This window comes from Campylobacter fetus subsp. fetus, assembly GCF_900475935.1.
In the GTDB taxonomy this organism is placed as follows: Bacteria; Campylobacterota; Campylobacteria; order Campylobacterales; family Campylobacteraceae; genus Campylobacter; species Campylobacter fetus.
The window spans coordinates 897,644-922,254 of sequence record NZ_LS483431.1; the positions used below are offsets into that span (position 1 = coordinate 897,644).

The 24,611-nt window shown below is 34.1% G+C and carries 26 protein-coding genes; 10 read left to right on the forward strand and 16 right to left on the reverse strand.

The genetic code is table 11. The features are described from left to right. Positions 1–5: 5 nt before the first annotated feature. From DQN38_RS04430 to DQN38_RS04440, 3 genes are all read left to right on the forward strand, one after another. Positions 6–1,175: a pyridoxal phosphate-dependent aminotransferase gene (locus DQN38_RS04430; RefSeq protein WP_002849404.1), complete on the forward strand. Its 1,170-nt coding sequence runs from the start codon at positions 6–8 to the stop codon at positions 1,173–1,175. Next, complete coding sequence (locus DQN38_RS04435; RefSeq protein ID WP_011731995.1) at positions 1,175–2,176, forward strand: glycosyltransferase family 2 protein; 1,002 nt, start codon at positions 1,175–1,177, stop codon at positions 2,174–2,176. The genes DQN38_RS04430 and DQN38_RS04435 overlap by 1 nt, the downstream gene beginning before the upstream one ends. Positions 2,177–2,272: 96 nt before the next feature. Continuing rightward, entirely contained in the window at positions 2,273–4,081 is a 1,809-nt protein-coding gene (locus DQN38_RS04440; protein ID WP_170117940.1) for a PhoX family protein, read from the forward strand. A 63-nt stretch (positions 4,082–4,144) separates the two neighbouring features. On the opposite strand, the gene DQN38_RS04445 is transcribed toward DQN38_RS04440, so the two are convergent. Next, positions 4,145–4,630, reverse strand: a complete 486-nt coding sequence (locus DQN38_RS04445; RefSeq protein ID WP_002849410.1) for a flavodoxin domain-containing protein — start codon at positions 4,628–4,630, stop codon at positions 4,145–4,147. Positions 4,631–5,079: 449 nt separating this feature from the next. Between DQN38_RS04445 and DQN38_RS04450 the strand changes: the two genes are divergently transcribed. From DQN38_RS04450 to DQN38_RS09000, 4 genes are all read left to right on the forward strand, one after another. Then, on the forward strand, positions 5,080–6,054 hold the full coding sequence (locus DQN38_RS04450; protein WP_111738192.1) for a Bug family tripartite tricarboxylate transporter substrate binding protein: 975 nt from the start codon (positions 5,080–5,082) through the stop codon (positions 6,052–6,054). Beyond that, positions 6,051–6,494, forward strand: coding sequence for a tripartite tricarboxylate transporter TctB family protein (locus DQN38_RS04455; protein WP_042960163.1), 444 nt, complete (start codon positions 6,051–6,053; stop codon positions 6,492–6,494). Before DQN38_RS04450 ends, DQN38_RS04455 begins: the two co-directional genes overlap by 4 nt. A 192-nt stretch (positions 6,495–6,686) precedes the next feature. Next, entirely contained in the window at positions 6,687–7,028 is a 342-nt protein-coding gene (locus tag DQN38_RS08995) for a tripartite tricarboxylate transporter permease (RefSeq protein ID WP_024305505.1), read from the forward strand. A gap of 96 nt (positions 7,029–7,124) precedes the next feature. Beyond that, the gene (locus tag DQN38_RS09000; RefSeq protein ID WP_002849420.1) at positions 7,125–7,373 is read left to right on the forward strand and encodes a hypothetical protein; all 249 of its coding nucleotides are present in this window, start codon (positions 7,125–7,127) and stop codon (positions 7,371–7,373) included. Between the two features lie 72 nt (positions 7,374–7,445). Here the strand turns inward: DQN38_RS09000 and DQN38_RS04465 are convergent, their stop codons facing one another. The 13 genes from DQN38_RS04465 to hcp all read right to left on the reverse strand — a co-directional run bounded on the left by DQN38_RS04465 (position 7,446) and on the right by hcp (position 20,819). Then, positions 7,446–7,997: a 2-oxoglutarate:acceptor oxidoreductase subunit OorC gene (locus tag DQN38_RS04465; protein ID WP_002849421.1), complete on the reverse strand. Its 552-nt coding sequence runs from the start codon at positions 7,995–7,997 to the stop codon at positions 7,446–7,448. Then, the gene (locus DQN38_RS04470) at positions 7,994–8,839 is read right to left on the reverse strand and encodes a 2-oxoglutarate ferredoxin oxidoreductase subunit beta (protein ID WP_011731998.1); all 846 of its coding nucleotides are present in this window, start codon (positions 8,837–8,839) and stop codon (positions 7,994–7,996) included. The genes DQN38_RS04465 and DQN38_RS04470 overlap by 4 nt, the downstream gene beginning before the upstream one ends. A 1-nt stretch (position 8,840) precedes the next feature. Continuing rightward, entirely contained in the window at positions 8,841–9,962 is a 1,122-nt protein-coding gene (locus DQN38_RS04475) for a 2-oxoglutarate synthase subunit alpha (RefSeq protein ID WP_065843991.1), read from the reverse strand. An 11-nt stretch (positions 9,963–9,973) separates the two neighbouring features. Continuing rightward, positions 9,974–10,282: a 4Fe-4S binding protein gene (locus tag DQN38_RS04480; protein ID WP_035148099.1), complete on the reverse strand. Its 309-nt coding sequence runs from the start codon at positions 10,280–10,282 to the stop codon at positions 9,974–9,976. Between the two features lie 9 nt (positions 10,283–10,291). Further along, entirely contained in the window at positions 10,292–11,164 is an 873-nt protein-coding gene (gene sucD, locus DQN38_RS04485; protein WP_065843990.1) for a succinate--CoA ligase subunit alpha, read from the reverse strand. Positions 11,165–11,173: 9 nt separating this feature from the next. Continuing rightward, positions 11,174–12,331, reverse strand: coding sequence for an ADP-forming succinate--CoA ligase subunit beta (sucC, locus tag DQN38_RS04490; RefSeq protein ID WP_002849429.1), 1,158 nt, complete (start codon positions 12,329–12,331; stop codon positions 11,174–11,176). 94 nt (positions 12,332–12,425) lie between these two features. Beyond that, positions 12,426–13,364, reverse strand: a complete 939-nt coding sequence (locus DQN38_RS04495) for a malate dehydrogenase (RefSeq protein WP_223261864.1) — start codon at positions 13,362–13,364, stop codon at positions 12,426–12,428. Then, positions 13,348–15,540 (reverse strand): NADP-dependent isocitrate dehydrogenase, encoded by a 2,193-nt coding sequence (locus tag DQN38_RS04500; protein WP_065843989.1) that lies wholly within the window; start codon positions 15,538–15,540, stop codon positions 13,348–13,350. Before DQN38_RS04500 ends, DQN38_RS04495 begins: the two co-directional genes overlap by 17 nt. 186 nt (positions 15,541–15,726) lie before the next feature. After that, positions 15,727–16,689 carry an SLAC1 anion channel family protein gene (locus tag DQN38_RS04505; protein ID WP_065843988.1) on the reverse strand — a complete coding sequence of 321 codons (963 nt, stop codon included), beginning with the start codon at positions 16,687–16,689 and terminating at the stop codon, positions 15,727–15,729. 141 nt (positions 16,690–16,830) lie between these two features. Then, positions 16,831–17,448: an HAD family hydrolase gene (locus DQN38_RS04510; RefSeq protein ID WP_065843987.1), complete on the reverse strand. Its 618-nt coding sequence runs from the start codon at positions 17,446–17,448 to the stop codon at positions 16,831–16,833. Beyond that, the gene (locus DQN38_RS04515) at positions 17,441–17,764 is read right to left on the reverse strand and encodes a hypothetical protein (RefSeq protein ID WP_002849434.1); all 324 of its coding nucleotides are present in this window, start codon (positions 17,762–17,764) and stop codon (positions 17,441–17,443) included. The genes DQN38_RS04510 and DQN38_RS04515 overlap by 8 nt, the downstream gene beginning before the upstream one ends. A 170-nt stretch (positions 17,765–17,934) precedes the next feature. After that, positions 17,935–19,365: an NAD-dependent succinate-semialdehyde dehydrogenase gene (locus tag DQN38_RS04520; protein ID WP_065843986.1), complete on the reverse strand. Its 1,431-nt coding sequence runs from the start codon at positions 19,363–19,365 to the stop codon at positions 17,935–17,937. 119 nt (positions 19,366–19,484) lie between these two features. Continuing rightward, complete coding sequence (gene hcp, locus DQN38_RS04525; protein WP_065843985.1) at positions 19,485–20,819, reverse strand: hydroxylamine reductase; 1,335 nt, start codon at positions 20,817–20,819, stop codon at positions 19,485–19,487. Between the two features lie 256 nt (positions 20,820–21,075). Between hcp and DQN38_RS04530 the strand changes: the two genes are divergently transcribed. The 3 genes from DQN38_RS04530 to cysK are packed head-to-tail and all read left to right on the forward strand — an operon-like array spanning position 21,076 to position 23,682. After that, the gene (locus tag DQN38_RS04530; protein ID WP_065843984.1) at positions 21,076–22,347 is read left to right on the forward strand and encodes an O-acetylhomoserine aminocarboxypropyltransferase/cysteine synthase family protein; all 1,272 of its coding nucleotides are present in this window, start codon (positions 21,076–21,078) and stop codon (positions 22,345–22,347) included. Further along, positions 22,344–22,757: an RrF2 family transcriptional regulator gene (locus tag DQN38_RS04535; protein WP_111738193.1), complete on the forward strand. Its 414-nt coding sequence runs from the start codon at positions 22,344–22,346 to the stop codon at positions 22,755–22,757. The genes DQN38_RS04530 and DQN38_RS04535 overlap by 4 nt, the downstream gene beginning before the upstream one ends. A 10-nt stretch (positions 22,758–22,767) precedes the next feature. After that, entirely contained in the window at positions 22,768–23,682 is a 915-nt protein-coding gene (gene cysK / locus DQN38_RS04540) for a cysteine synthase A (protein ID WP_002849443.1), read from the forward strand. Here the strand turns inward: cysK and acpS are convergent. Continuing rightward, positions 23,679–24,026: a holo-ACP synthase gene (gene acpS / locus DQN38_RS04545; RefSeq protein WP_002849445.1), complete on the reverse strand. Its 348-nt coding sequence runs from the start codon at positions 24,024–24,026 to the stop codon at positions 23,679–23,681. The genes cysK and acpS overlap by 4 nt on opposite strands. Beyond that, positions 24,023–24,550: a flagellar basal body-associated protein FliL gene (fliL, locus tag DQN38_RS04550; protein WP_002849449.1), complete on the reverse strand. Its 528-nt coding sequence runs from the start codon at positions 24,548–24,550 to the stop codon at positions 24,023–24,025. The genes acpS and fliL overlap by 4 nt, the downstream gene beginning before the upstream one ends. Between the last annotated feature and the right edge of the window lie 61 nt (positions 24,551–24,611).

A 24,611-nucleotide genomic window follows, 5' to 3' on the forward strand; every position in this document is an offset into this window, starting at 1 on the left:
AAAAGATGTTATCTAAGAAGATTGGAGTACTTTCAGAGAGCCTAACCATAGCTATTAGCTCAAAAGCAAAAGAGATGAAGGCAAACGGGCAAGATGTCATAAGTTTTAGCGCAGGCGAACCTGACTTTGATACCCCAAATGTTATAAAAGAAGCCGTAAAAAGAGCATTAGACTCTGGTTGTGGAAAATATACTCCGGTGCCAGGACGCCCTGAAGTATTAAAAGCTATAGCTACAAAGCTAAAAAGAGACAACAACTTAGAGTACAAAACAAATCAAATTGTTACAAACGTAGGAGCAAAACACTCTTTGTTCAATATCTTTCAGTGCATTATAGATGATGGAGATGAAGTTATAATGGCTTCTCCATACTGGGTAAGCTATCCTGAGATAGTTAAATTTAGCGGCGGAAAACCAGTTATAATAGAAACTGATGAAAGCAGTAAATTTAAACTCACAAGCGAAGCTTTAAAAAAAGCTATCACTCCAAAAACAAAAGCTATCGTACTAAACAGTCCTAGCAATCCATGCGGCGGCGTTTATACAAAAGCTGAGCTTCAAGCTATAGCGAAAGTTTTAGAAGGTACAGATATCATTGTTTTAAGCGATGAAATTTATGAAAAGCTTACATTTAACGGTGAGTTCGTAGCCACAGCTAGCATAAGTCCCGATATGTTTAAACGTACTATAACTATAAACGGTCTTAGCAAGTGCGGAGCGATGCCGGGCTGGAGATTTGGATATATGGCTAGCGTTATAGATGATCTTGTTGCAGCAGTTAAAAAATTACAAAGCCAAAGCACTAGTAATATCTCTAGTCTCGTTCAAGACGGAGCCATACCTGCTTTGCTTGGTGAAGCAGATAAAGATATAGAGTTTATGCGATCTAAATTTATAGAAAGACGCGACTACGCAGTAGCTGCATTAAACGCTATAAAAGGACTTAACGTCGTAAAACCAGACGGTGCATTTTATCTATTCGTAAGTTGTAAAGATATCGAGTCTGACTCTGTGAAATTTTGTAAAGATATGCTAGAAAACGCACTTGTAGCCACTGTTCCTGGCGTGGGATTCGGTATGGATGGATACTTTAGATTAAGTTTTGCTTGCGATATGGATAGCATAAAAAAAGGGATCGACAGAATAGCTAAATTTGTAGAAAGCTATAAAAAATAGTGTCGAAAATCAGCGTGATAATCCCTTGCTTTAATGCAAGGGATTATATAAATGAGTGCTTAGAATCACTACTAAATCAAAGTTTAAAAGAGATAGAAATAATAGCGATCAATGATGGAAGCAGTGATGATACTATAAAGATTTTAAATGAATTTGCCAATACCGATAACCGTTTTATTATCATAGATCAAAAAAATAATGGCGCAAGCGCAGCTAGAAATGCAGGAATAGAAGCTAGCAGTGGTGAGTTTATAATGTTTTTAGATAGCGATGATTTTCTAAGCTCAAATGGAATTTTAAATAAGCTTTATAATATCGCTTTAAATTTAGATGCAGATATCGTATTTGGTGATTTTAATTACTATAAAAACGGTGAAATAAAATATCAAAAAAACTATATTTGTAATGAAGGAATAGTAGATAAAGAGCGATTTTTGTTTGATTATTTCACTTTAAATCCATCTAAAAGTACTTTTCCTACGGTATGTGCAAAGATAATCAAAACCGAAATTTTAAAGAATAACAATTTAAAATTCTTAAAAGACGTTTTTATAGCCGAAGATGCGAATTTAAATGCTAAAATTATATGGCTAGCAAACAAAATCGCAAAATTAAACGATCCGATTTATAACTACAGAATCGGAGATAATAATAGTTCAAAAAAATTTAAACTTAAACATTTTACCGATGTTAGAGCCGTAGAAATGGATTTAAGAAATTTCTTTTCTAAATTTAACCTTTTAAAAACTCAAAAAGCTTATCTGGAATGTTATTTTCTCATTTTAAGATATAACGCGGCGCTAACTATGAAACCATATAGTTTTGATGATTATGAAAAAGCTATTAAATTTGCTTGTGCGGATATAAAAAACAGTTTTAAAAGCGATGGATTTACACTGCTTAACAAGAGATTAAAAATACTATTTTATCTATATAAATTTAGTTGTAACTACAAAATATATGCGAAATTATTAAGTTTTATATTCAAAATCAGACATTAAAACAGTTAAAATCGGCTTAGATATTTTATAAAATGTAGCTATTTTGTTTCCAATTCATGTTAAATTTTAATTATATTAAATTTAAAAGGAAACAAAATGCAAAGGCGAAATGTATTGAAGTTGGGTAGTTTGGCTTGTATGGGTGGATTTTTTGTAAATCCTCTTTTAAACACACCTTCAAAAAATCTAATAAATTTCGATTCTGTTCCTATTAGCACGGATGATGATTTTAAAGCCCCCAAAGGTTACAAAGCAAAAGTTTTGATCAAATGGGGCGATAAAATGTTTAGTAAAGCAAAAAGTTTCGATGAAAATAAAAATATAGATAAAATTTATGCTGAAAATGCAAATTTGGTATTTGGAGACAACGCTGATGGTCAAAAATATTTTTCGGTAAATGACTCAACAGAAGGTATTTTGGTAACAAATAACGAATACGTAAATCCTGAGCTAATGTTCAATCACAACGGCAACCAAATGAGTGCAAATGATATCATATATCAACAAAATAGTCTTGGGATAAGTATTATAGATATAAAAAGAGATAATTCAAATTTATATGAGTTTGTTATAGACGGCAAACATAACCGCAGGATAACAATGAGCACTCCTATGCTCATAACCGGTGTTGTAAAAGGAGATGATAGCGTAAAAACAAATAATGATCCAAAAGGAGAAATCGTGTTAGGTACGCTAAATAACTGCGGATGCGGAAAAACTCCATGGGGAACATATCTTACTTGCGAAGAGAATTTCGATGATTTTTTCGGCTCTAAAGACAGTTTGTTTGAGCCCAACAAAAGCTTCAAAAGATATGGTATAAAAACAAAAGGAGATGTTTATAAATGGCATCTTTTTGATGATAGATTTGACATAAAAATTACTCCGAATGAGCCAAATAGATTTGGCTGGATAGTAGAAATAGATCCGTTTGATCCAAACTCAATGCCTAAAAAACGAACAGCCCTTGGTAGATTTAAACATGAAAACTGTGAGATAGTAGTCGATAAAACGGGTAACGTAGTGGCTTATAGCGGAGACGACGAAAATAATGAATTTGTTTATAAATTTATAGCAAGAGATAAATTTAATTATCAAAATATGAAAGCAAATAGAGATATTTTAGAATTCGGCACGATTTACGTGGCTAAATTTGAAGGAGAATTTGGAGATTTTAAAGGCAAATTAAAATGGATAGAGCTCAGTATGGGGAAGAACGGGCTTACCAAAGAAAATGGTTTCATATCGCAAGCGGATATACTTATAAGAGCTAGAGAAGCAGCGAGTTTTGTAGGTGCTACTGCTATGGATAGGTGTGAGTGGATAAGCAAAGATCCAAATTCAGAATTTTTGTATGCTACTTTCACAAATAATAAAATAAGACAAACACCAGACGCGGCAAATCCACGCGCTTATAATAAATACGGTCAAATTTTAAAATGGAAACCAACTGGTCAAAATCATGCTAGCGACGAGTTTATCTGGGAAATATTTGTTCTAGCAGGAAACCCAAAAGTTAAAAATAATTTATATAAAGGTAGTAATAATATAAATATAAATAATATGTTTAACTCTCCGGACGGACTTAGTTTTGATAGAGACGGAAGACTTTGGATAGCAACGGATGGCGACTATTCAAACAGTGCAGATTATGAAGATATGGGAAACAACCAACTTTTATGCGCAGATCCGTATACTCAAGAGATCAAGAGATTTGCAACAGGGCCGATAGCTTGTGAGATTACAGGAATTACTTTTAGCGATGATTATAAAACCATGTTTGTAAGCGTACAGCATCCAGGAGAAGGACTAAAAGGTTCACATTTTCCAAAGAGAGAAGATAAAACACCAAAATCATCTGTAATAATGATAGTAAAAGAAGATGGCGGGATTATCGGTTCATAAATAAATTTATCGCTATAAAATTGTGTGTTGGACAAGCCAGCACACAGCAAAACGAGTTGTGATTTAAAACTCGTTTTTCACACTATCGACCCATTTATCAGCTCTTGCTTTCCAATTTGGATCATTTTTAAAGTCTATTGAAGCTCCGATGAATTTACCGTTTATAAATGATAACGAATGGCTAAATTTATATCCGTCAACTTGACTAGAGCCAACTAGTTTGGCTCCGCGGATAAGCGGTAAAAACTCTACTAAACCGTCTAAAAACGTAGATCCGTGCTTAACTTGACCGCCTACTCCGACTAAAGCTATGGTTTTTCCATTAAAATCAGCTTCGGCAACTAGTCCGAGTTTAGCTTTAAAATCTTTTTGAAGCTCACCATGACCATGAGTAGAAGCTGCAAATATAAATTTATCAAATTTAGTGAAAAAATCGGCCGTTAAATCGGTAGCATTAATAATTTCACTATCAAATTTACTAGCTATATACTCAGCAACTTCTTTTGTATCGCCTTGATTTGAGCCATAAATTACGCCTATCTTTGACATCTACTATCCTTAAAATAAAATTATTTTATGATTATATCTAATTAAGATAAAAAATGTGCTTAAAAAATTATATCTTTTAGTTAAATTTATTTAACATAAATAAATACGATATATATTTCAATCTCAATAAGTGTTTCCATATGAAACACTTATAATATAGATATTAAAATAATAAAACAATAAAAATATATTTTTAAATTTATTTTTATTATTTCAGATAAATTTAAAATTATACTATGTGTATTTTTGAAAAAATATACAATATATAACAACATATCGATAAATATATGCACAACTATTTTATGTTAAAGCTTATATTTTTTATATAATAAAATTATTTTTTACCGAATTTATGCTAAAAAACTTAAATAATAAATCTTATTTTATCAAACTTATTATATTTATTTATATGTTATAATCCTTGAAAATCAAAAAATAAGGAATTAATTATGAAAAAATCTGTGAAACTTGCTTTTAGCGCTGTCGTTATACTTAGTTTAGCAAATTCTCTACAAGCATTTGAACCTAAAAAACCTACTTGTTTAGCACCGGCAAAACCGGGAGAAGGATTTGATCTCACCTGCAAAATCGCAGCCAACTCTTTTGCTGCAACACATCTGCTAAACAAACCTATGATAGTAAATTTTATACCCGGAGGAGTCGGAGCCGTAGCGTATAATCACGTAATAGGTCAAAAACCAAACGACGGAGATGTTATAGTAGCATTTAATTCTGGTTCTGCTTTAAATATAGCTCAGGGAAAATTCGGAAAATATAATGAAAATGCCGTAAAATGGCTTGCTGATATTGGAGCTGATTATGGAGCTATAGTCGTAAAATCAGATTCAAAATGGCAAAATTTCAAAGATATGTTAGAAGATCTAAAAAAAGATCCGAAAGGCTTTGCTATAGGATCAGGAGGCTCAGTAGGAAGTCAAGACTGGTTGTCTATACTTATAGCCAAAACCGCCGGTATAAATCCGCAAGATATGAAATACGTAGCATTTGAAGGCAGAGAAGAGAGTTTGACTGCTCTTTTAGGAGGACGTATTCAAATTTATTCAGGAGGTATATCTGAGCTTTCGGGGCAGTTAGATTCTGGAAAATACAGAGTTTTAGCTGTTCTATCAGATCAGAGACTTGATGGTAAATTTAAAGATATCCAAACAGCAAAAGAACAAGGATATGACGTAGTTTGGAGTACTTGGAGAGGATATTATATGGGACCAAAAGTTAGTAATGCACAGTACAATTTTTGGGTAGAAAAATTAAAAGAACTATCGCAAACCGATGAATTTAAAAAAGAACGCGACCTTGGAGGTTTGCAGCCTTTTACTATGATAGGTTCGGAGTTTGACCATTTTGTCAAAAGCGAAGTCGCTAAATTTAGAAATATGGCGCGCGAGGCTGGGCTTGCAAAATGACAGAAAGATTATTTGGAGTATTTTTATTTTGTACAGGAATATTTGTCATTTATGGTGCGATGAGCTTCAATGTAGCATTTTCATATGATCCTCTTGGTCCTAAAACTTTTCCTATGCTGCTTGGAATCTTGCTTAGTATATTGTCCGTTTTTATAATTATCGGACCAAATAAAGCGGAATTTGCAAATTTATCTATAAATTTAAAACTCATATATCTGGTTACGCTTATAGTTTTATATCAATTAAGCTTTGATTTTTTAGGATTTTTATTTGCAACTTTTATACTAGTTAGTTTGATATCTAAAATATTTAAAGCTAAGAATATAGAGGCGGCGATATGCGGAATTTTGATCAGCATTACCGTTTATTTGGTATTTAAAGAAGTTTTGGATATTCCGCTACCTACCGGCGTAATTTTTGAAAATATTTTAGGAAAATAGATAAAAATTTATCTCTTTTAGGAGACGTATTTAGCGTAGCTTTTCAGACTTTAAATTTATTTTTAGTATTTCTTGGAGCTATGCTAGAAACTCTTTTTGGGTCTCTTCCCAGGCTAGATCCTATCAACGGAGTCGCTATACTGCTACCTATAACATATATTTTTAGGTCTTCTGGTCGAATCGTCTCTTATTATGCTATGTGGGTTATACTATGGAGCTGAGTTCGGCGGTAGGATTTTAAGCATACCTTTAAACGTACTGGGGGACGCCGGAGCGGTATTTACGACTCTTGACGGGTATCGTATGGCAAAAAATGGTTTTGCGGATCCAGCTTTAGCTATATCTGGAATCGCATCTTTTATAAGTGGTAGCATAGCAGTGATAGGGCTTACTTTTTTTACCTCTATACTTTCTAGTATAGCTATACGTATAAAAAGCTTAACCGGAGTTATCATAGGGATTCTTATAGCTGTAGTCGGTGTAGATTCTACTACTGGAATATTAAGATTTACATTTAATGAGCCTGAGCTATGATACCTATATACTTCGGGTACCGTACTGGGTATTAGTTTATTAGCTCTTACTGGCGTATACTCTGCAAATGCCAGCTCATTTGCTCTTTTATTATCTATGATACTAGGTGTTTTTGGATATTTCTTAAGAGAACTTAACTTTTCTATGGCGACTACTATACTTGGATATGTATTATGCGGTATTATGGAAGATAGCTTAAGAAGAGCTTTTGCTATAAGCGGTGGAAAAATAGATATATTTTTTAAAGGAGAGATAAACTTGGCTTTATGGCTGCTGGTCGCTATAGTTATATTTACCCCATTTACAGCTAAAATAATTTCTAAAAAATATAAGTTAAAAAGGTAAATAAATGTAGATCCAAAGCCCAGAAAAAGAGCTTTGGATTTTTAAATTTATTATTTATAAATTTAAAATATATTAAAGACACTTTGAAGCGTAAGCCATACCGAGATCATACGCTTTATTATTTGCTTCTTTAACTTTATCGGGAACCGTGCTTAACATCTCTTTACGTACGATTTCTGCATCCATAACGCCTGTAAATTTTACAGCAACACCTAAAGCAACGACGCTTTGAGTGATAACATTTCCGACTTCATCTTTAGCGATAGAAATAATAGGAATTTCATATATTTTCCAGCGTTTTTTATCTTCTTCACTAGGCTTTACTAAATTCGGTTCTACTACGATTATACCGCCCTCTTTCACACCACTTTTAAAAGTATCGTAACTATTTTGCGCAGTAGCTAGCATAAACTGTATTTCGCCTTCATTTGCATAAGGATATCTTATCTCCTCATCACTAAGAATGATATCAACTTTTGTTGGACCGCCACGCACTTGTGAAGTATAGGTAGAAGCTTTTACTCCATATCCGCCCGCTTCTATTTTCGCCGCTGAGAGAATCTCTCCAGCTAGTATAACACCTTGTCCGCCTACTCCGACAAATCTTAACTCTGCTGAACTCATTTTATCTCCTCAAAGTTGATTTTTGTTTTGTTTTGAGCAGCTTCTATAACTTTTTCATAAGCTTTGCAGTACTCTATATGACTATCGTCTTTATGAAGTACGCCGGTTGGAAATTTGCCTAGTTTTTCTTCATCGCTTAGTGCGTCAAACTTAGTTTTAGAAACAGTTCTACCGTCTATCCAGTTTATAGTCTGAGTAGCTTCGCCCATCTTATTTTTTCTACCCAAATTTATATGGCAGTTTGAGAAAATATCAAAGAAGCTATAACCTTCATGTTTAAATCCTTCAACTAAAAGTTTTTCAATTCTTGATGGATTTATAACAGTTTCACGACCAACAAACGTAGCTCCGGCCGCGGTTGCAAGCTTTGCAGCGTCAAAATTCGGATCTATATTTCCCCATTGAGCAGTAACAGTCCAAAATCCTTGTGGAGTTGTAGGACTTGTTTGAGAGTTTGTAAGACCGTAGATAAAGTTATTTATTAATATATGGTTTATATCTATATTTCTTCTACATCCATGAATTGTATGGTTGCCACCTATCGCAAGTCCATCGCCATCACCGGTTACAACGATTACATGCTTTTCTGGATTTGCTAGTTTTATACCTGTCGCATAAGCGATGGCGCGACCGTGAGTAGTATGAACCGTGTTGCAATTTACATAGCTTGAAAATCTACCGGAGCAACCTATACCGCTTACTACGCATACATCATCCATATTCCAACCCATAGTGTCTATAGCTCTTATAACGCTTTTTAAAATTACACCGTCTCCACAACCCCAGCACCAAAGTGTTGGCATTTTATTTGTTCTTAAATAATTATCATAGTTAAAAGCCATTTTAAAACTCCTTAACTTTATTTATAATTTCAGTTGGACTTATCGGACGTCCATTTGCTTTAAGGAGAGTTTTAAAATCATCTCTTAAGCTGCATCTTTGTATTTCACCTAAATATTGACCCATGTTCAATTCTGCCACTAAAATCTTTTTAAATTTAGAACAAACTTCTTTTAGCTTCACTTCCGGGCTTGGCCATATAGTTATAGGTCTGAATATTCCGACTTTTACACCATCTTCTCTTAATTTATCGACAGCTTCCTTAGCAGCAAGACTTACGCTTCCATAACAAATAACACATATTTCTGCATCATCTAGCTTATATTCTTCATAATTTAATACTTCATCTAAGTGAGCATGTATCTTATTAAATAATCTTTTTATATTATAATCAACCATTTTTCCATCTTCGGTAGGAAATCCAGTAGGTCCGTGATGAAGTCCGGTTATGTGATATCTATATCCTTTAAAAAATGAATTTAAAGTAGCAGGTTCATCAGCCGCAGCTTCATAAGGATTATAATCTTTTGGATCACCTTTAAACTCGCGTCTAGGTTCTATTTTTAAATCTGCTATATCTGGAACATTAGCTTTACCTTGCATATGACCTATAGTTTCATCAAGTAGCAAGAAAACAGGAGTGCTAAAACGATTAGCAAGATTAAAGGCTCTTACGGTTTCTGTATAAATTTCGCTTAAACTTCCAGGAGCTACTGCAATAGAGCAATAATCGCCATGGCTAGGAGTTTTGGCTTGTAAAATATCTCCTTGAGCAACGCGAGTCGGAAGTCCGGTCGATGGCCCGCCACGCATAACATTTGCTATAACAAGCGGAACTTCAGCTATAAAGCCAAGACCAATTTGCTCGGATTTTAAAGAAATTCCAGGACCTGAGCTAGCAGTCATTGCTTTAGCACCACTCATACTAGCACCAAGAGCTACGGAAACTCCGGCTATCTCATCTTCCATTTGTATAAATTTACCGCCTTTTTTAGGTAGTAAAACACTAAGTTCATGTGCAATTTCACTTGATGGAGTTATCGGATATCCGCCAAAAAAATTACAGCCACATTCCACAGCAGCACGCGCCGCAAGTGAATTTCCTGTCGTGATTAATTCTCTCATTTTTGCTATCCTTATTTAAGTTTCCTAAAGTGATTTGCTTTAACAGCAACTGCTCTTTCTTTAGCTTCTGGGCTAATTTTTGCAAATTTAAAACCCTTTTCAGCCACATAGATAGCAAAGTCTGGACAATGGAGCTCACAATCTCTACATCCTATACAGGATTCTGGATGAACTACTTCTATCATCATTCCTTGTACTGCATGAATATCTTCTTTCATGCCCAAAACTCCTGCCGGGCAGTAACTAACACAAATGTCGCAGGCTTTACACCTGCTTTCATCTACCCAAACAGCTATACCGACTGGTTGTTCTATCATCATATTCTCCTATTAGCCTATTAATTCTTTTATTTTTTTACCTATGTGTGCTGGGCTAGCTACTACATGAGCTCCCGCGGCACTTAAGGCTTTCATTTTTCCGGCTGCCGTTGAATCTTCTCCGCTTATAATAGCGCCTGCATGCCCCATTCTTTTGCCTTTTGGAGCGCTTTGACCTGCTATAAAAGCTACAACCGGTTTTTTCATATTTTTTATAATGTTGCAAGCTTCTATTTCTAAACTTCCACCGATTTCGCCTATCATAACAATAGCTTTTGTATCAGGGTCATTCTCAAACATAGGTAAAAGCTCACTATAAGTTAATCCTATAACGCTATCTCCGCCGATACCAACAGCAGTAGATATACCATAACCTTCACTTAAAATTTGGTTTGCTCCTTCATAAGTAAGTGTTCCAGACTTTGATATAAGCCCTATATTTACATCTGCTCGCTTAAAAACCATAGCGGGCATTATACCTAATTTTGCTTGATCAGCGCTTATAATTCCGGGGCAGTTTGGACCTATTAATTTCATACCTTTTTTATTTGCATAATTCTTAGCTTCTAGCATATCTCTAACTGGAGTATGCTCGGTTATAACTACTGCTAACTCTATACCAGCATCGGCGGCTTCTATTATACTAGCTGCAACAAACTTAGCAGGGACAAATATCAAACTAACTGTTGCATTAGTTGATTTTACAGCCTCTACAACAGTATCGAATACAGGTTTTCCAAGATGTATCATACCACCTTTAAATGGAGTAACGCCACCAACTATATTTGTGCCGTAAGCCAAACACTGCTCAGCATGAAAAGTAGCCTCTTTTCCTGTAAATCCTTGAACTATAACTTTTGTATTTTTATATACCAATATACTCATACTATCCCCTTACTTGTTTGCTAATTCAACAGACATCTTAGCACCACTTTCTAGATCAGGTGCAGAGATGATATTTGTTATATTTGCTTGTTTTAATATCTCCGCAGCTTCTTTTGCATTTGTTCCATCTAGTCTTACTATGACAGGTACTTCTACTTTGGTTAATTTTGTAGCCTCTAAAATACCATTTGCAATGCGGTCGCATCTTACTATTCCACCAAATATATTTACAAATATAGATTTTACATTTTTATCTCTCAAGATAATTTCAAAAGCTTTTGCTACGGTTTGCGGATTAGCACCGCCACCCACGTCAAGGAAATTAGCTGGTTTTCCGCCTACGCCGTTGATAGTGTCCATAGTACCCATAGCTAGTCCGGCACCATTTACCATGCAGCCGATATTTCCATCTAGCTTTACATAGCTTAGACCATAGGTTTTTGCCTCAAGTTCACTAGGCTCTTCTTCATCGATATCACGCATATTTGCTATTTTTTCTTGTCTAAATAGAGCTGAATCATCAAAGCCCATTTTTGCGTCAAGAGGTATTAAATCATTTTCTTTTGTTAAAACTAGAGGATTAATCTCTACTAAATTTGAATCAGTTTGCCAGTAAAGTCTATATAATTTAGATAAAAGCACATGAAGCTTAACACTCAAATCTTTATCTAAATTTAAAAAATCAGCAATAGCTAAAGAGTGGAAGTCTCTAAGCCCTATTTGAGGATCTATTCTTATAGTGATTATTTTATCATGATCTACTTCTTCTATATTCATACCGCCATCAGCTGATGCTATCACAGCTATACACTCGTTTATACGATCAAAGGTTAGACTTAGATAATACTCTTTGTCTATATTTGTTCCTTTTTCTATATATAGTTTTTTAACAAGTTTTCCCTCTGGTCCGGTCTGTTTAGTAACTAAAGTCATTCCTAAAATTTTACTCGCATACTCTTTTACTTCATCTAAGCTTTTTGCGATTTTTACACCACCACCTAGACCGCGACCTCCAGCGTGTATCTGAGCCTTCACAGCCCAAACAGAACCGCCGAGTTTTTTAGCCGCATTTAGTGCATCGTCTACACTAACTACCATAATGCCATCAGCGACGTTTATGCCAAAATCTCTTAAAAGCTCTTTGGCTTGAAACTCATGGATATTCATAGAACTCCTTTAACTTTAAATTTGTGTAAATTTAACTTAAAAAAGTTGATAAAAAAGACCTACTAAATAACTAAATTTACATTTTTATTTAATATTAATTTTTATTGTCACTGAAATAAATTTTATTTATGACCAATATAAATTCAGATATACTTTTATCCATAATTTTACTCTCTTCATTAGTTAAATTTAGATCAAAAATTTTTTGTACGCCGTTTTTGTTTAATTTAACCAGTCTTCCAGTCGGTATCAAATTTTCATCCAAAACCGAGCAACTAAGAGTTTCATCGTTGTCGTTTTGGATACATTCGCACATCTTAACAACTCCAGCCGCAGGTGCGTAGAATGCTGAAGTTCCCATTAGTTTAACTATATTTGAACCGCCGTTTTTTGTATTGAGTTTAATATCTTCAAAATATTTTTTAAACTCATCTTTGCATATTGATTGATTTTTAAATTTTATACTAGATTCAAGGCATATCATACTATTATTATGCATTCCAACACACTTACCAAAGCATTGTGCAACGTTTAAACCGAGTTTTTGCGACATATAATATCTAAAACGTGCACTATCTAACTCACCTGCCATTCCAATTACTTTATGGCGAGCAAATCCGCTTTCTTTAAAAGCAACATAAACCATGATATCAAGGGGATTAGTGACTACTATTATAATGGATTTAGGTGCAAATTTAGATACCATTTTTGAGCTATGAGATACTATTTTTGCGTTCATCATAGCTAAATCATCTCTGCTTTGTCCATCTTTTCTAGCAAATCCGGCTGTGATAACAACAATATCAAAATCTTTTAAAAGTTCATAATTATCACCACCAAAAATATCTATGTCTAAATTTAAAACAGCTGCCATCTGAGCCAAATCCATAGCTTTTGCAATTGCTAAATTTTTATTTATATCTATAAGTGTTACTTTTTTACACACTTTACGAGATATGAGCAAGCTTGCGCAGCTTGCTCCTACATTTCCAGCACCTATAATTGCTATTTTCAACTCATTTTCCAATTGCATTATTAAAATTTTTACTTGGGCGCATAATATCTGAAGCTAATTTATCATCAAATTTATAATAACCGCCAACATCTACTTTATGACCTTGAGAACCGTTTAATTCGTTTATTATCACATTTTTATTTTCATTTAACGCGTTTGCTATGTTAATAAACTTATCTTTTAGTTCACTTTTTGATAACTCGTCCGCCCAATATAATGAAAGATAAAAGTGACTTCCTCGATTATCGTTTTCACCTACATTTTTGCGAGGAGAATTATCATTTTTAAGATAACTTACGATAGCTTTATCAAGAGTATCGGCTAGAATTTTTGCCTCTTTTTTACCGCTTATGTTTGAAAGATGCTCTAGGCTTGCTCCAAGAGCCAAAAATTCACCCAAACTATCCCATCTAAGATGATTTTCTTCTATAAGTTGTCCGGCAATTTTTGGCGCACTTCCGCCGGCGCCGGTTTCAAAGAGTCCACCTCCGTTTAGTAAAGGCACGATAGATAGCATTTTCGCACTAGTTCCTAGCTCAAGTATAGGGAAAAGATCGGTCAAATAATCTCTTAGTACATTTCCTGTCACGCTTATGGCATCTTTTCCGCTTCTAATTATAGATATACTTCTTTTTATAGCTTTTGTCGGCTCGGCTATACTTATATCTAAATTTGAAATATCATATTTTTTTAGCTCATCTGTTACGATTTGTATCATATTTGCATCGTGGGCACGGTTTTTATCTAACCAAAATATCGCCGGAGCATTGGTAGCTTTAGCTCTGCTTACGGCTAGCTTTATCCAGTCTTTTATAGCTTCGTCTTTAGCTTGCATAGCTCTAAATATATCACCATTTTCTACTTCAAATTCCATTTTTTCACCAGAATCCGAGCTAAGTATAAATTTGCCGCTCTCAGAAGCTATAAATGTTTTGTCGTGACTACCATACTCTTCTGCTTTTTTTGCCATAAGACCTACGTTTGAAACACTTCCTATAATTGCCGGATTTAATGCTCCGTTTACTTTTAAATCATCGATAGTTGCTTCATATATAGTAGCGTAAGTTCTATCTGGAATGACTGCTAAAGTATCTCTTGTTTTTCCCTCTTTATCCCACATTTTACCGCTATTTCTTATCATAGCAGGCATTGAAGCATCTATGATTACATCGCTTGGCACATGCAAATTTGTAATACCTTTATCACTATCTACCATAGCTAAATCTGGATTTTTTTGAATTATCTCTTGAAATTTAGAAAGTATTTTATCTTTTATAGGAAGATTTTCTATTTTACTAAATAAATCCTTTAAACCGTTATTTGCTATGATTCCGGCACTCTTGAGTTCACTTTCAAATTCACTGAAAATTTCTTCAAAAAATACCTTAACAAAATGACCAAAAATAACCGGATCGCTTACTTTCATCATAGTAGCTTTTAAGTGCACAGAGTATAAAAGTGAGCTATCTTTAGCATCTTGCATCGTACTATTTATGAACTCGTCAAGCTTTTTAACGCTCATAAATGTAGCGCTTATGATATCACCTTTACCTGCTTTTATACCGCTTTTTAATAGTTTTGTTTCTCCAAACTTATTTTGAAATTCTATTTTAAATTCACAACTATTTTTAGCTATTATAGACTTTTCATTGCCGTAAAAATCGCCGTCTTGCATATAAGCAACGCGAGTTTTTATACTAGAATCCCAAGCCCCGTTTTTATGAGGAAACTCTTTTGCGTATGCTTTTACAGCTCCGGCACACCTTCTATCTGAATTTCCCTCTCTAAGAACCGGATTTACGGCACTTCCTAAAACTCTTGCATATCTTGCTTTTATGCTCTCTTCTTTATCGTTTGTAGGATTTTCTATGTAATTTGGCACGGCATAACCTTTACTTTGAAGCTCAGCTATAGCAGCATTTAGTTGTGGAAGAGAGGCCGATATATTTGGAAGTTTTATAATGTTTGCAGATTTCTCTTTTGTCATTTCTCCAAGAATCTCAAGATAATTCGGTACTTTTTGATCATCGTTTAAATATTCGCTGAAATTTGCCAAAATCCTTCCCGATAAAGATATATCAACTGTTTGTATATCGATATTTGCTCTATTTAAAAACTCTTTAATCACCGGAAAAAGTGAAAACGTAGCAAGCGCGGGGGCTTCATCTGTGTAAGTGTAGATTATATCAGCCATTTTTATCCTTTATAATATAAATTTTTACAATTTTATCAAATATTTGGTTAATTTTTCTATCTTTTGGCTCATTTATTTTTTGAATTTATAAAAAATTAAGAAATTCGATATAATCATAACCAAATTTAAATTTAAGTATAAACTAACATATAATTTTAAATAAAAATAAGCTAATATTTTTAAATTTTAAGTAAGATTTTGGAGTTCTAAGCTAAATACTCCTTTTAAAGTTCTATAAGTAAGCCAAAATATAGCTATAGTAAATGTAATCAAAAATACAACGCTTAAAATATCCAAATACAGCTCATTCAACTCAATTGCCATCTTGATAGTCGAGACTAAAAGTGCCGCCAATGGAAAACTCACTGCCCACCAAGTAACTCTAAAAGGACAACATTTTGTAGCATTTCTAAGTTTGGGAAGCATGGCAAAAAATAGAAACAATCCTATAAAATACAACCCTTTAGCAAATATATCTACATTTTTTACAACCTCTATATATGCAGAAAATCCAACGCTAAATGGAGCTAAAATTATCATTAGAGTAGGTATTAATTTATCTGGCATAGGCTCAGAAAACAGAAGTTTTGTTTTGATAATAACAAAGATAGGTATAGCAAAAAATAGACCTACGCCAAGAGCCGCTATAGAGGCGTCATCTAAATAATTAAAATTAAATAAATTTTTTGCAAGAGGAATATCTAGCGTACCTACTACAGGTATCACCCATGCAGGAGTAACGTGCGATATATCTTGCGATTTACTAAGCCAAAAACTTACCATATATATGGCAAAACTTAGCATCAAAACAACTCCTGCTATCCATAATATAAAAGCAATTTTTGGAAAATATTCAAATATAACTATAGGAAGCAGTAAAATAGATATAATAAAAGTTCCAAAAAAGCTCTTTGTCATAGGATTTATAAACTCATCTTTAAAACTTTGAGTCTTATATATCATCTTTATAGTGTAACATATACTTAAAATAATAAAATCCAAAACGGCTAACAAAGCTAAAATATCAGCCATAAATCCATTAAATCCAAAATGAAAAGCGGCTAATTTCCAGCCTATACTAAGTCCGCAAAGCCCCATAACAGAACCAAATAAGCTAACAGGAAGATACGAAAAATAAGATTTATCCATAAAAATCCCTTCAAATTTAAAACTATATAAAATTATATTTTTAAAATTTAAAAACACGGCATTTAGCGGGTGAGTAGAAATATTTTCTAAATTTAAAATTCAATTTTACCTATAAATTTAAAACAGATAGCAAAATAAAAATTAACGCAAAATCTCCATAACTTCGGTAGCGTTTCGGCAATTTACCGCACCTTTTATTATCTCGTTTCGCCCCCAAAGAACTTGTATATAATCCATTTTAGCATTTTTCGATGCTAAGTAATCTTTGGCACTATCTCCTACAAAAACACATTCACATTTAAAAGAATCTCTGATAAGATTTAGCATTGTAGGATCTGGTTTTTGAGGAATTTCTTTATTTGAACCGACAATCATATCGAAACTATCCAAAATTCCACAATTTTTAAGAATGCTTTCTATGGTAGCATGTGGAGCGTTCGTGGCTACTGCGAGTTTGTAATCCAAATTCTTGCAGCTGCTTACGACTTTCATCGCCTCTTCATAAACGGTTGCATAAAGCATATAATTTTTATCAAATTCCTCTTCAAAAATATGTCTCATATTTCCACTAGCTTGCTCTATCCCGTAAAACTCTTTTATAGGATTTTTAAGCGGATCATTTATAGTTTTTATTATAAACTCAGCATCTAAAGGCGTCATATTTAGCTCTTTTCTGATATAGTTTATAGTGTAATATATAGCCTTTTTGCTATCTATGAGCGTCGCATCCATGTCAAAAATTACACATTTATTACTCATCGTAGTTTCCTTTTTTATGTTTTTCTTTTTTGTAGTTTCTGGAATTTTTTAGCTTATCTAAATTGTTTGCGGCTTTTAAAAGCTCTGTTTTATCATGTGAGTTTAGAGCAAAATTCACAAATTCACAAAGTGACTTCGTATATGGTTGATCAAGATATGCCGGCTCGATTTTTTCTAAAATTTGAGTGTTTTTCTTTACTAAAATATCAAATTTAGTAGTATCGAAATCTTCTCTTTTGAGATTTCTTATCACTAATTTAGCAAACTTTTCAAGTGCTCTTAAATATCTTACTCTTTTAAATTTATCATCATTCATAATATTTCCAAAAAGCTAAATTTATAAAAATTATATCAAAACAAAACTAAAATTATAGGTACATTCAATATTCTAAAGAAATATTTTGAATTCGAACATACCATAAATTTATCGATTTTTATCTAGGCGCATCATAAAAGCAAATAAAGTTGAGGTCTCATAAAAATAGACTATAAATTTAAACAGATGTATTTTTGCTCCGTATATTCGTCCATACCATATCTGCTTCCCTCACGCCCAAGCCCGCTAAACTTCACACCGCCAAAAGGAGCCACTTCGTTGCTGATGAGTCCGGTATTTACGCCAACCATTCCGTACTCTAGGCTTTCAGACATATTCCATTGCCTTTTTGGATCATTCGTAAAAATATAGCTAGCAAGCCCAAAGTCAGTATCGTTTGCCGCTTCTATCGCCTCTTCGTCGCTCTGAAATTTAAAAACCGGACAAAGCGGTCCAAATGTCTCTTCACGCGCTACTAGCATATCTTTAGTCGCGCCGCTTAGCAAAGTCGGTTCAAAAAAAGTTCCTCCAAGCGAGCTTCTTTTACCGCCGCTTAAGCATTTAGCTCCTTTTTTTAAAGCGTCGTTTATATGCTCTTCCACTTTTTTAAGAGCATTTTCATCGATAAGCGGTCCTTGATTTACTCCATTTTCTAGCCCGTTTCCTAGTTTTAAGCTTTTTATAGCGATATTTAATTTAGCACAAAACTCGTCGTAAATACCGCTTTGAGCATATATTCTATTTGCGCAAACGCAAGTCTGGCCGCTATTTCTAAATTTACTAGCCATTACTCCATCTACTGCTTTATCCAAATTTGCATCATTAAATACAATAAACGGAGCATTTCCGCCTAGCTCAAGGCTAAGTTTTTTGATAGTTTTCGCGCTTTTTTCATAAATTTTTATACCTACTTCGGTTGAGCCAGTGAAGCTTATCTTTCTTATGATTTTTGAGTTTGCAAATGCCGTGCTCATCATATCAGCGTCCCCGCTAACGATAACAAATAGATCTTTTGGGATACCTGCAGTGTAAGCCAAACTTGCCAAAGCGTAAGCACTAAGCGGTGTTTGACTAGCCGGTTTTACTATCATAGAGCACCCTGCTCCAAGTGCCGGAGCTGCTTTTCTAGTTATCATAGCAGAAGGAAAATTCCAAGGAGTTATCGCAGCGCAAACGCCTATGGGCTGTTTTATCACGAGAAGTTTTTCATCTTTTTTAACACTCGTTAAGATATCGCCGTCATTTCTTAAAGCCTGCGCGGCGAACCATTTTATAAAACTAGCCGCGTATGCTATCTCACCGCTGGCTTCGTTAAAACTTTTTCCTTGCTCTAAAGTCATAAGTCTGGCTAAATTTGCCCTATTTTGCATGACTAGTTCATACCATTTCATCAGTATATCGCTGCGAAAACTAGCTAAAGCAGAAGACCAGCTTTTAAAAGCTAAATTTGCGTTTTGGATGATATCTGCTATGCTTGCTTCATCAGTCTTTTTGACATAAGCTAGGATTTCTTTAGTAGCTGGATTTGTAACTTTTATACTATCATCAATAGCCGTCAAACTAATATTTTCATGATTTAAAAGATACTTGACTTGCTCCATTTTATCTCCTTAAATTTAAAAAGATTCTAACAAAACAAGTCTGATACGCGCATAAATTTAAAAAATTGATTTTTTAAATTTAATTTCCAAATTCACTCATCAAATTTACCTACTTAAATTTACTTGCCAAGATATTTTATCAGATCGGCTTTAGCGTCACCACTTATCAAACCTATATTAAATTTATCCACCAAGAAATTTAATATCTCTTCGTTTATAAACTCCGGCAAAGTCGGTCCGATATGGATATTTTTTACTCCAAGATATAAAAGCGCAAGAAGTATAATGATCGCTTTTTGCTCCATCCACATAAGTGAGATAGTTATCGGTAAATCATTTATAGTTATACTAGTTGCCTCGCTTAGTGCAGTAGCGATTTTAACCGCTCCGTTACTGTCGTTGCACTGACCAAGGTCTAAGTAGCGCGGTATTTTCGTACCTTCTATATATCCAAAATCAACGTCGTTAAATCTAAATTTACCGCAGCTCGAAGTCAAGATCACGCAATCTTTTGGTAAAGATAAAGCCAACTCTCTATAATAATTTCTACTATTTCCTGGCGCGTCACACCCTGCGATCACGAAAAATCTTCTTATTTTACCGCAATTAAGTGCTTCTAAAATCTCTGTCGCCATAGGTAAAACCGCTTTATAGTGATGTCCTGTTACTATGAAATCATCACTATCAAATCCGCTTATCTCAGGCAGACTTAAAGCTTTTTGTATAAGCGGACTAAAGTCATCGCCGTTTATGTGCGTTACGCCCTTGCTTCCAGCTATATCATAACCGAATAATCTATCTGCATACTCACAGTTTTTGCGAAGCGGCACGATACAATTAGTAGTCATCAAAATAGCGCCTTTAAACTCGTTAAAAAGTTTAGTTTGATCAAACCACGCTTTACCTAAATTTCCTTTTAAATGGCTAAATTTATTTAGCTCAGGATAAGCGTGAGCAGGAAGCATTTCTGAGTGAGTATAGATATTTATGCCTTTACCAGCAGTTTGTTCAAGCAGAGCTTTTAAAGCATGAAGATTGTGTCCGCTTACTAAGATAGCTTTGCCGTTTGCTTTATTTTGCGTAACTTTTACCGGAGTCGGCACACCGAATTTAGTAGTATGAGCGCCGCTTAAAGCGTCCATGACTTCTACTCCGGCTTTTCCTACTTCTAAAAGCTGAGCTATATGTTCATCAAAGTTGAAGTTCATATTCGTAAGCGTAAAATACAGCGTTTTAGATATGATATCATCTACTTTTTTCGTATCTGCACCAAGCTCGTTTGCATGGTGGCGATACGCACTCATACCTTTTAAACCAAATATCATCATATCTTGAAGTCTAGCTAACGTGCTATCTTTACCGCAAGTTCCGCTATCTTGACCCTTACTTCCACAACCTCCGGGGGCGCTCATTTGACACTGATGACAAAACATTTCTAATTCTTGCTTGCTCATTTTGTTCCTTCTTAAATTTATAATGGTGCATTTTGAAATTGTAGAAAAATTTAATACTATTTCTGTTGATATTTGTCAATATAAATAATATACCATATAGATATTATAAATAGATACTATATTAGTAAATAAATAATTTAATAGCGATATAATAAGATTCATAATAAAACATATATAATTTATACTTATATGCTTGACATTAGTAAAATTTTTTGATAAAATTAAAATATCAAATAAAATTTAAAAGGATTTTTGTATGCAAAAAGAAACCCTAGCAACACACTTTGGCTATAACTCAAAAGATGGACACGGTACAATGGCTGTGCCGATTTACCAGAGTACGGCATATGATTTTGGTAGTTGTGAAACTGCGGCAAATAGATTTGCTTTAAAAGAGCTTGGCCAAATTTACTCTCGTTTAACAAACCCTACACTAGACGTATTTGAAGCTAGAATAGCAGCTCTAGAAGGCGCAAAAGCAGCTATAAGCACTTCTAGCGGTCAAGCAGCGATATTTTACTCTATAGCTAACCTCGCAGAAGCTGGGGATAATATCATAGTGGCACAAAAAATTTACGGAGGAGCTACAACTCTTTTAACTCATACTATAAAAAGATTTGGTATAAAAGCAAAGATATTTGATTCAGATAATGCCGATGACTTAGAAGCACTTATAGATGATAAAACAAAAGCTATATTTTTTGAAACTCTTTCAAATCCTCAAATCGCTATTTCAAATGTAGATAAAATAGTACAAATAGCAAATCGCCACAATGTGATAACGATAGCCGATAATACGGTTGCGACACCTATTTTATTCAATCCGTTAAAAAAAGGCGTTGACGTAGTAGTCCATAGTGCTAGCAAATACATAAGTGGTCAAGGTTTAAGCGTAGCCGGGGCAATAGCAAGCAGAGACGGATTAAACGATAAGTTAGTAAGCAATCCGAGATATGCTCATTTCAACACTCCAGATGAGAGTTATCATGGACTTGTTTATTCGGATTTAAAAGGAATGTTTGATCTATTTACGTTAAGAATAAGATTAAGTCTATTAAGAGATATAGGAGCTACTCTTTCGGCATTTAACGCATTTCAACTTATACAGGGTTTAGAAACTCTTAGCATAAGGATAAAAGAGCATTCAAAAAATGCGCTTAAAGTAGCTGAGTTTTTAGAAAAGCATCCAAAAGTAAAAAGCGTAAATTATCCAGGTCTTGCTAGCTCGAAGTTAAACTCATACGTAAAAGCAAATTTCACAGACGGTCTTGCTAGTGGATTGCTTAGTTTTGATGTAGGAGACGGCAAAACTGCTGCAAAAATACTAAATAACGTAAAAATATTTAGCGTAGTTGTAAATATAGGCGATAGCAAATCAATAATAACACATCCTGCTAGCACTACTCATCAGCAGCTAAGCAAAAAAGAGCTTGAAGATGCTGGAGTAAGCGAGGGACTTATCAGACTTAGCATAGGTCTTGAAAATGCCGATGATCTGATCAATGATTTAAAAGAGGCGATGCAATGAGCTTACTAAGTACTAAAGGCGTGTATGGGCTAATGTCAATGTTTGAAATATCAAAAGGAGACCAAAAAAATCCGGTCTCTCTTAAAGACATATCTCAAAATATAGGTGTACCAAAAAACTATTTAGAACAAGTTTTAAACACCCTAAGAAATGCCGGTTTTGTAAGTAGTATAAAAGGGCTTAAGGGTGGTTACTTTTTAAATAAAACTTTAGATGAGATAACTTTTTACGATATTTTTTATGCTTTAGAAAATGATTTTGGGCTAACTTCTTTAAATGTAGAACATAGTTCATATAATCTATTTTTTAAAGAGTATAATGAAAAACTCACAGAACTTTTTTCAAAACCGCTAAGCAGCTTTAAAGAGTATCAAAGTCAAGCTAAAAAATATTTGAACTATGTGATTTAAGGAGAAATTAATGAAAATTGCAAACAATGTAACTGAGCTTATTGGCAATACTCCGTTAGTTAGAATAAATAAATTTGGAAATGATGCAACTATTTTAGCAAAATGTGAGTTTTTAAACCCAAGCCATTCAGTAAAAGATAGAATAGCTCTTAATATGATAAGAGTAGGTATGAGCGAAGGAAAGATAAACAAAAATAGCGTTATCATCGAACCTACTAGTGGAAATACAGGTGTTGGTCTAGCTATGGTCTGCGCTCAATTAGGACTTAAAATGATACTAACTATGCCAAGCTCAATGAGTTTAGAGCGTCAAAAACTGCTAAAAGCATTCGGTGCGAATCTTGTATTAACAGATCCTAAATACGGTATGCAAGGAGCTGTTAATGAAGCTATAAAAATAGCCAACGAAACCGAAAATAGCTTCATCCCAAGTCAATTTGACAATCCAGCAAATCCTGCTATGCACAAAAACACAACCGCAATAGAAATACTAAACGATACCAACGGCAAGGTAGATATACTTGTAGCTGGATTTGGCACAGGCGGCACGGTAAGCGGTATAGCAGAGGTATTAAGAGCAAAAAATCCTAACGTAAAGATTATAGCAGTAGAACCTGAGAAATCACCTCTTTTAAGCAAAGGAGAAGCAGGACCTCACGCCATACAAGGTATAGGTGCAAACTTTATCCCAAAAAATTTGAACAGAGACGTTATCGATGAGTTTTTTACCGTATCGAATGAAGATGCTATAGCTACGGCAAAAGCATTAGCTCAAAATGAAGGTCTTTTAGTCGGAGTTTCTAGCGGTGCAAATGTATATGCTGCAAAAGAAGTGGCAAAAAGAGCTGAAAACCACGGTAAAACGATAGTAACCATACTTTGCGATACTGGAGAGAGATATCTATCAACTACATTGTATGATTAATTTTCTACTATCACGGCTGCGATGGCAAATCCGCCATCGTGCGTGATACTTAAACTTGTATTTTTTATATTAAACTTTTTTACTATATTTTCGTTAAACTTTAGCTTCGGTGCGCCTTTTTTATCTTTATAAATTTCAATATCTAAAAAGCTAAGTTCAGCACCAATTCCGCAACCCAAAGCTTTGCTAGCAGCCTCTTTAGCTGCCCAAATACCTGCTAAGCTTGCATCGTTTTTGACTAAAGCAACTTCACTAGATAGCAAAAACTTATATATAAATTTACTTTTAAATTTAGATTTAGCAGATGTTACTCTGTCTATTTTGACTATATCTATACCTATCATTGTACGATAAAATCAGTAAAATATACATTTTTTATATATCCGTCTCTTAGTATCTCATTTATCTTAGTTACCAACTCATCTTTCAAACGCTCTTTACCTTTTGAAGTGCTAACATCTTCATAAGTTTTTGAAGATAAAGTTCTTATGATAATATCTCTAATAAGAGGTTTTTTCTTATCTATTTCAGGACTTAAAGTCTGTTCGCTAAGCTCTAAATTTAAAGTAGTTTTTAGAAACCTAGAACCGCTTTCGCTAAGTAAATTTACTAAAAACTGATCCATAGGATACATTGGACCAACATTAAAAAAGTCATTTGAACGCTGCTTTGGACTCGGAGCTGCTTGCTGTTGGGTGCTGTTTGGAGCTTGATTTGCTTCCATTTTTTGCTCAGAACTGCTTCCTACTAACATAAATGCTACTAAAGCACCGATAATAAGTAAAAATACAAGAACTCCAACGATAGCTATAAGAACTACCGGACTTTTTTTACTTCCGCCCTCTGTTGTTTTAGCTTCATCTGCCATAATTTTCCTTTTTTTAGTTTTTTTAATGCTTAATTATAAATAATTTTTAATAAAATTAAAA

Excerpts from the sequence above, each read along its gene's own strand:
- DQN38_RS04455 (WP_042960163.1), top strand. The coding sequence starts at position 6,051 with ATGACAGAAAGATTATTTGGAGTATTTTTATTTTGTACAGGAATATTT.
- hcp (WP_065843985.1), bottom strand. The coding sequence starts at position 20,819 with ATGAGCAAGCAAGAATTAGAAATGTTTTGTCATCAGTGTCAAATGAGC.
- DQN38_RS04495 (WP_223261864.1), bottom strand. The coding sequence starts at position 13,364 with ATGCAATTGGAAAATGAGTTGAAAATAGCAATTATAGGTGCTGGAAAT.
- sucC (WP_002849429.1), bottom strand. The coding sequence starts at position 12,331 with ATGAATATCCATGAGTTTCAAGCCAAAGAGCTTTTAAGAGATTTTGGC.
- cysK (WP_002849443.1), top strand. The coding sequence starts at position 22,768 with ATGAAAATTGCAAACAATGTAACTGAGCTTATTGGCAATACTCCGTTA.
- DQN38_RS04515 (WP_002849434.1), bottom strand. The coding sequence starts at position 17,764 with ATGAATGATGATAAATTTAAAAGAGTAAGATATTTAAGAGCACTTGAA.
- DQN38_RS04465 (WP_002849421.1), bottom strand. The coding sequence starts at position 7,997 with ATGAGTTCAGCAGAGTTAAGATTTGTCGGAGTAGGCGGACAAGGTGTT.
- DQN38_RS04445 (WP_002849410.1), bottom strand. The coding sequence starts at position 4,630 with ATGTCAAAGATAGGCGTAATTTATGGCTCAAATCAAGGCGATACAAAA.
- DQN38_RS08995 (WP_024305505.1), top strand. The coding sequence starts at position 6,687 with ATGCTATGTGGGTTATACTATGGAGCTGAGTTCGGCGGTAGGATTTTA.
- DQN38_RS04520 (WP_065843986.1), bottom strand. The coding sequence starts at position 19,365 with ATGGAGCAAGTCAAGTATCTTTTAAATCATGAAAATATTAGTTTGACG.
- DQN38_RS04530 (WP_065843984.1), top strand. The coding sequence starts at position 21,076 with ATGCAAAAAGAAACCCTAGCAACACACTTTGGCTATAACTCAAAAGAT.
- fliL (WP_002849449.1), bottom strand. The coding sequence starts at position 24,550 with ATGGCAGATGAAGCTAAAACAACAGAGGGCGGAAGTAAAAAAAGTCCG.
- DQN38_RS04475 (WP_065843991.1), bottom strand. The coding sequence starts at position 9,962 with ATGAGAGAATTAATCACGACAGGAAATTCACTTGCGGCGCGTGCTGCT.
- DQN38_RS04480 (WP_035148099.1), bottom strand. The coding sequence starts at position 10,282 with ATGATGATAGAACAACCAGTCGGTATAGCTGTTTGGGTAGATGAAAGC.
- DQN38_RS04470 (WP_011731998.1), bottom strand. The coding sequence starts at position 8,839 with ATGGCTTTTAACTATGATAATTATTTAAGAACAAATAAAATGCCAACA.
- DQN38_RS04535 (WP_111738193.1), top strand. The coding sequence starts at position 22,344 with ATGAGCTTACTAAGTACTAAAGGCGTGTATGGGCTAATGTCAATGTTT.
- DQN38_RS04450 (WP_111738192.1), top strand. The coding sequence starts at position 5,080 with ATGAAAAAATCTGTGAAACTTGCTTTTAGCGCTGTCGTTATACTTAGT.
- DQN38_RS04430 (WP_002849404.1), top strand. The coding sequence starts at position 6 with ATGTTATCTAAGAAGATTGGAGTACTTTCAGAGAGCCTAACCATAGCT.
- DQN38_RS04510 (WP_065843987.1), bottom strand. The coding sequence starts at position 17,448 with ATGAGTAATAAATGTGTAATTTTTGACATGGATGCGACGCTCATAGAT.
- acpS (WP_002849445.1), bottom strand. The coding sequence starts at position 24,026 with ATGATAGGTATAGATATAGTCAAAATAGACAGAGTAACATCTGCTAAA.
- DQN38_RS04440 (WP_170117940.1), top strand. The coding sequence starts at position 2,273 with ATGCAAAGGCGAAATGTATTGAAGTTGGGTAGTTTGGCTTGTATGGGT.
- sucD (WP_065843990.1), bottom strand. The coding sequence starts at position 11,164 with ATGAGTATATTGGTATATAAAAATACAAAAGTTATAGTTCAAGGATTT.
- DQN38_RS04505 (WP_065843988.1), bottom strand. The coding sequence starts at position 16,689 with ATGGATAAATCTTATTTTTCGTATCTTCCTGTTAGCTTATTTGGTTCT.
- DQN38_RS04500 (WP_065843989.1), bottom strand. The coding sequence starts at position 15,540 with ATGGCTGATATAATCTACACTTACACAGATGAAGCCCCCGCGCTTGCT.
- DQN38_RS09000 (WP_002849420.1), top strand. The coding sequence starts at position 7,125 with ATGATACTAGGTGTTTTTGGATATTTCTTAAGAGAACTTAACTTTTCT.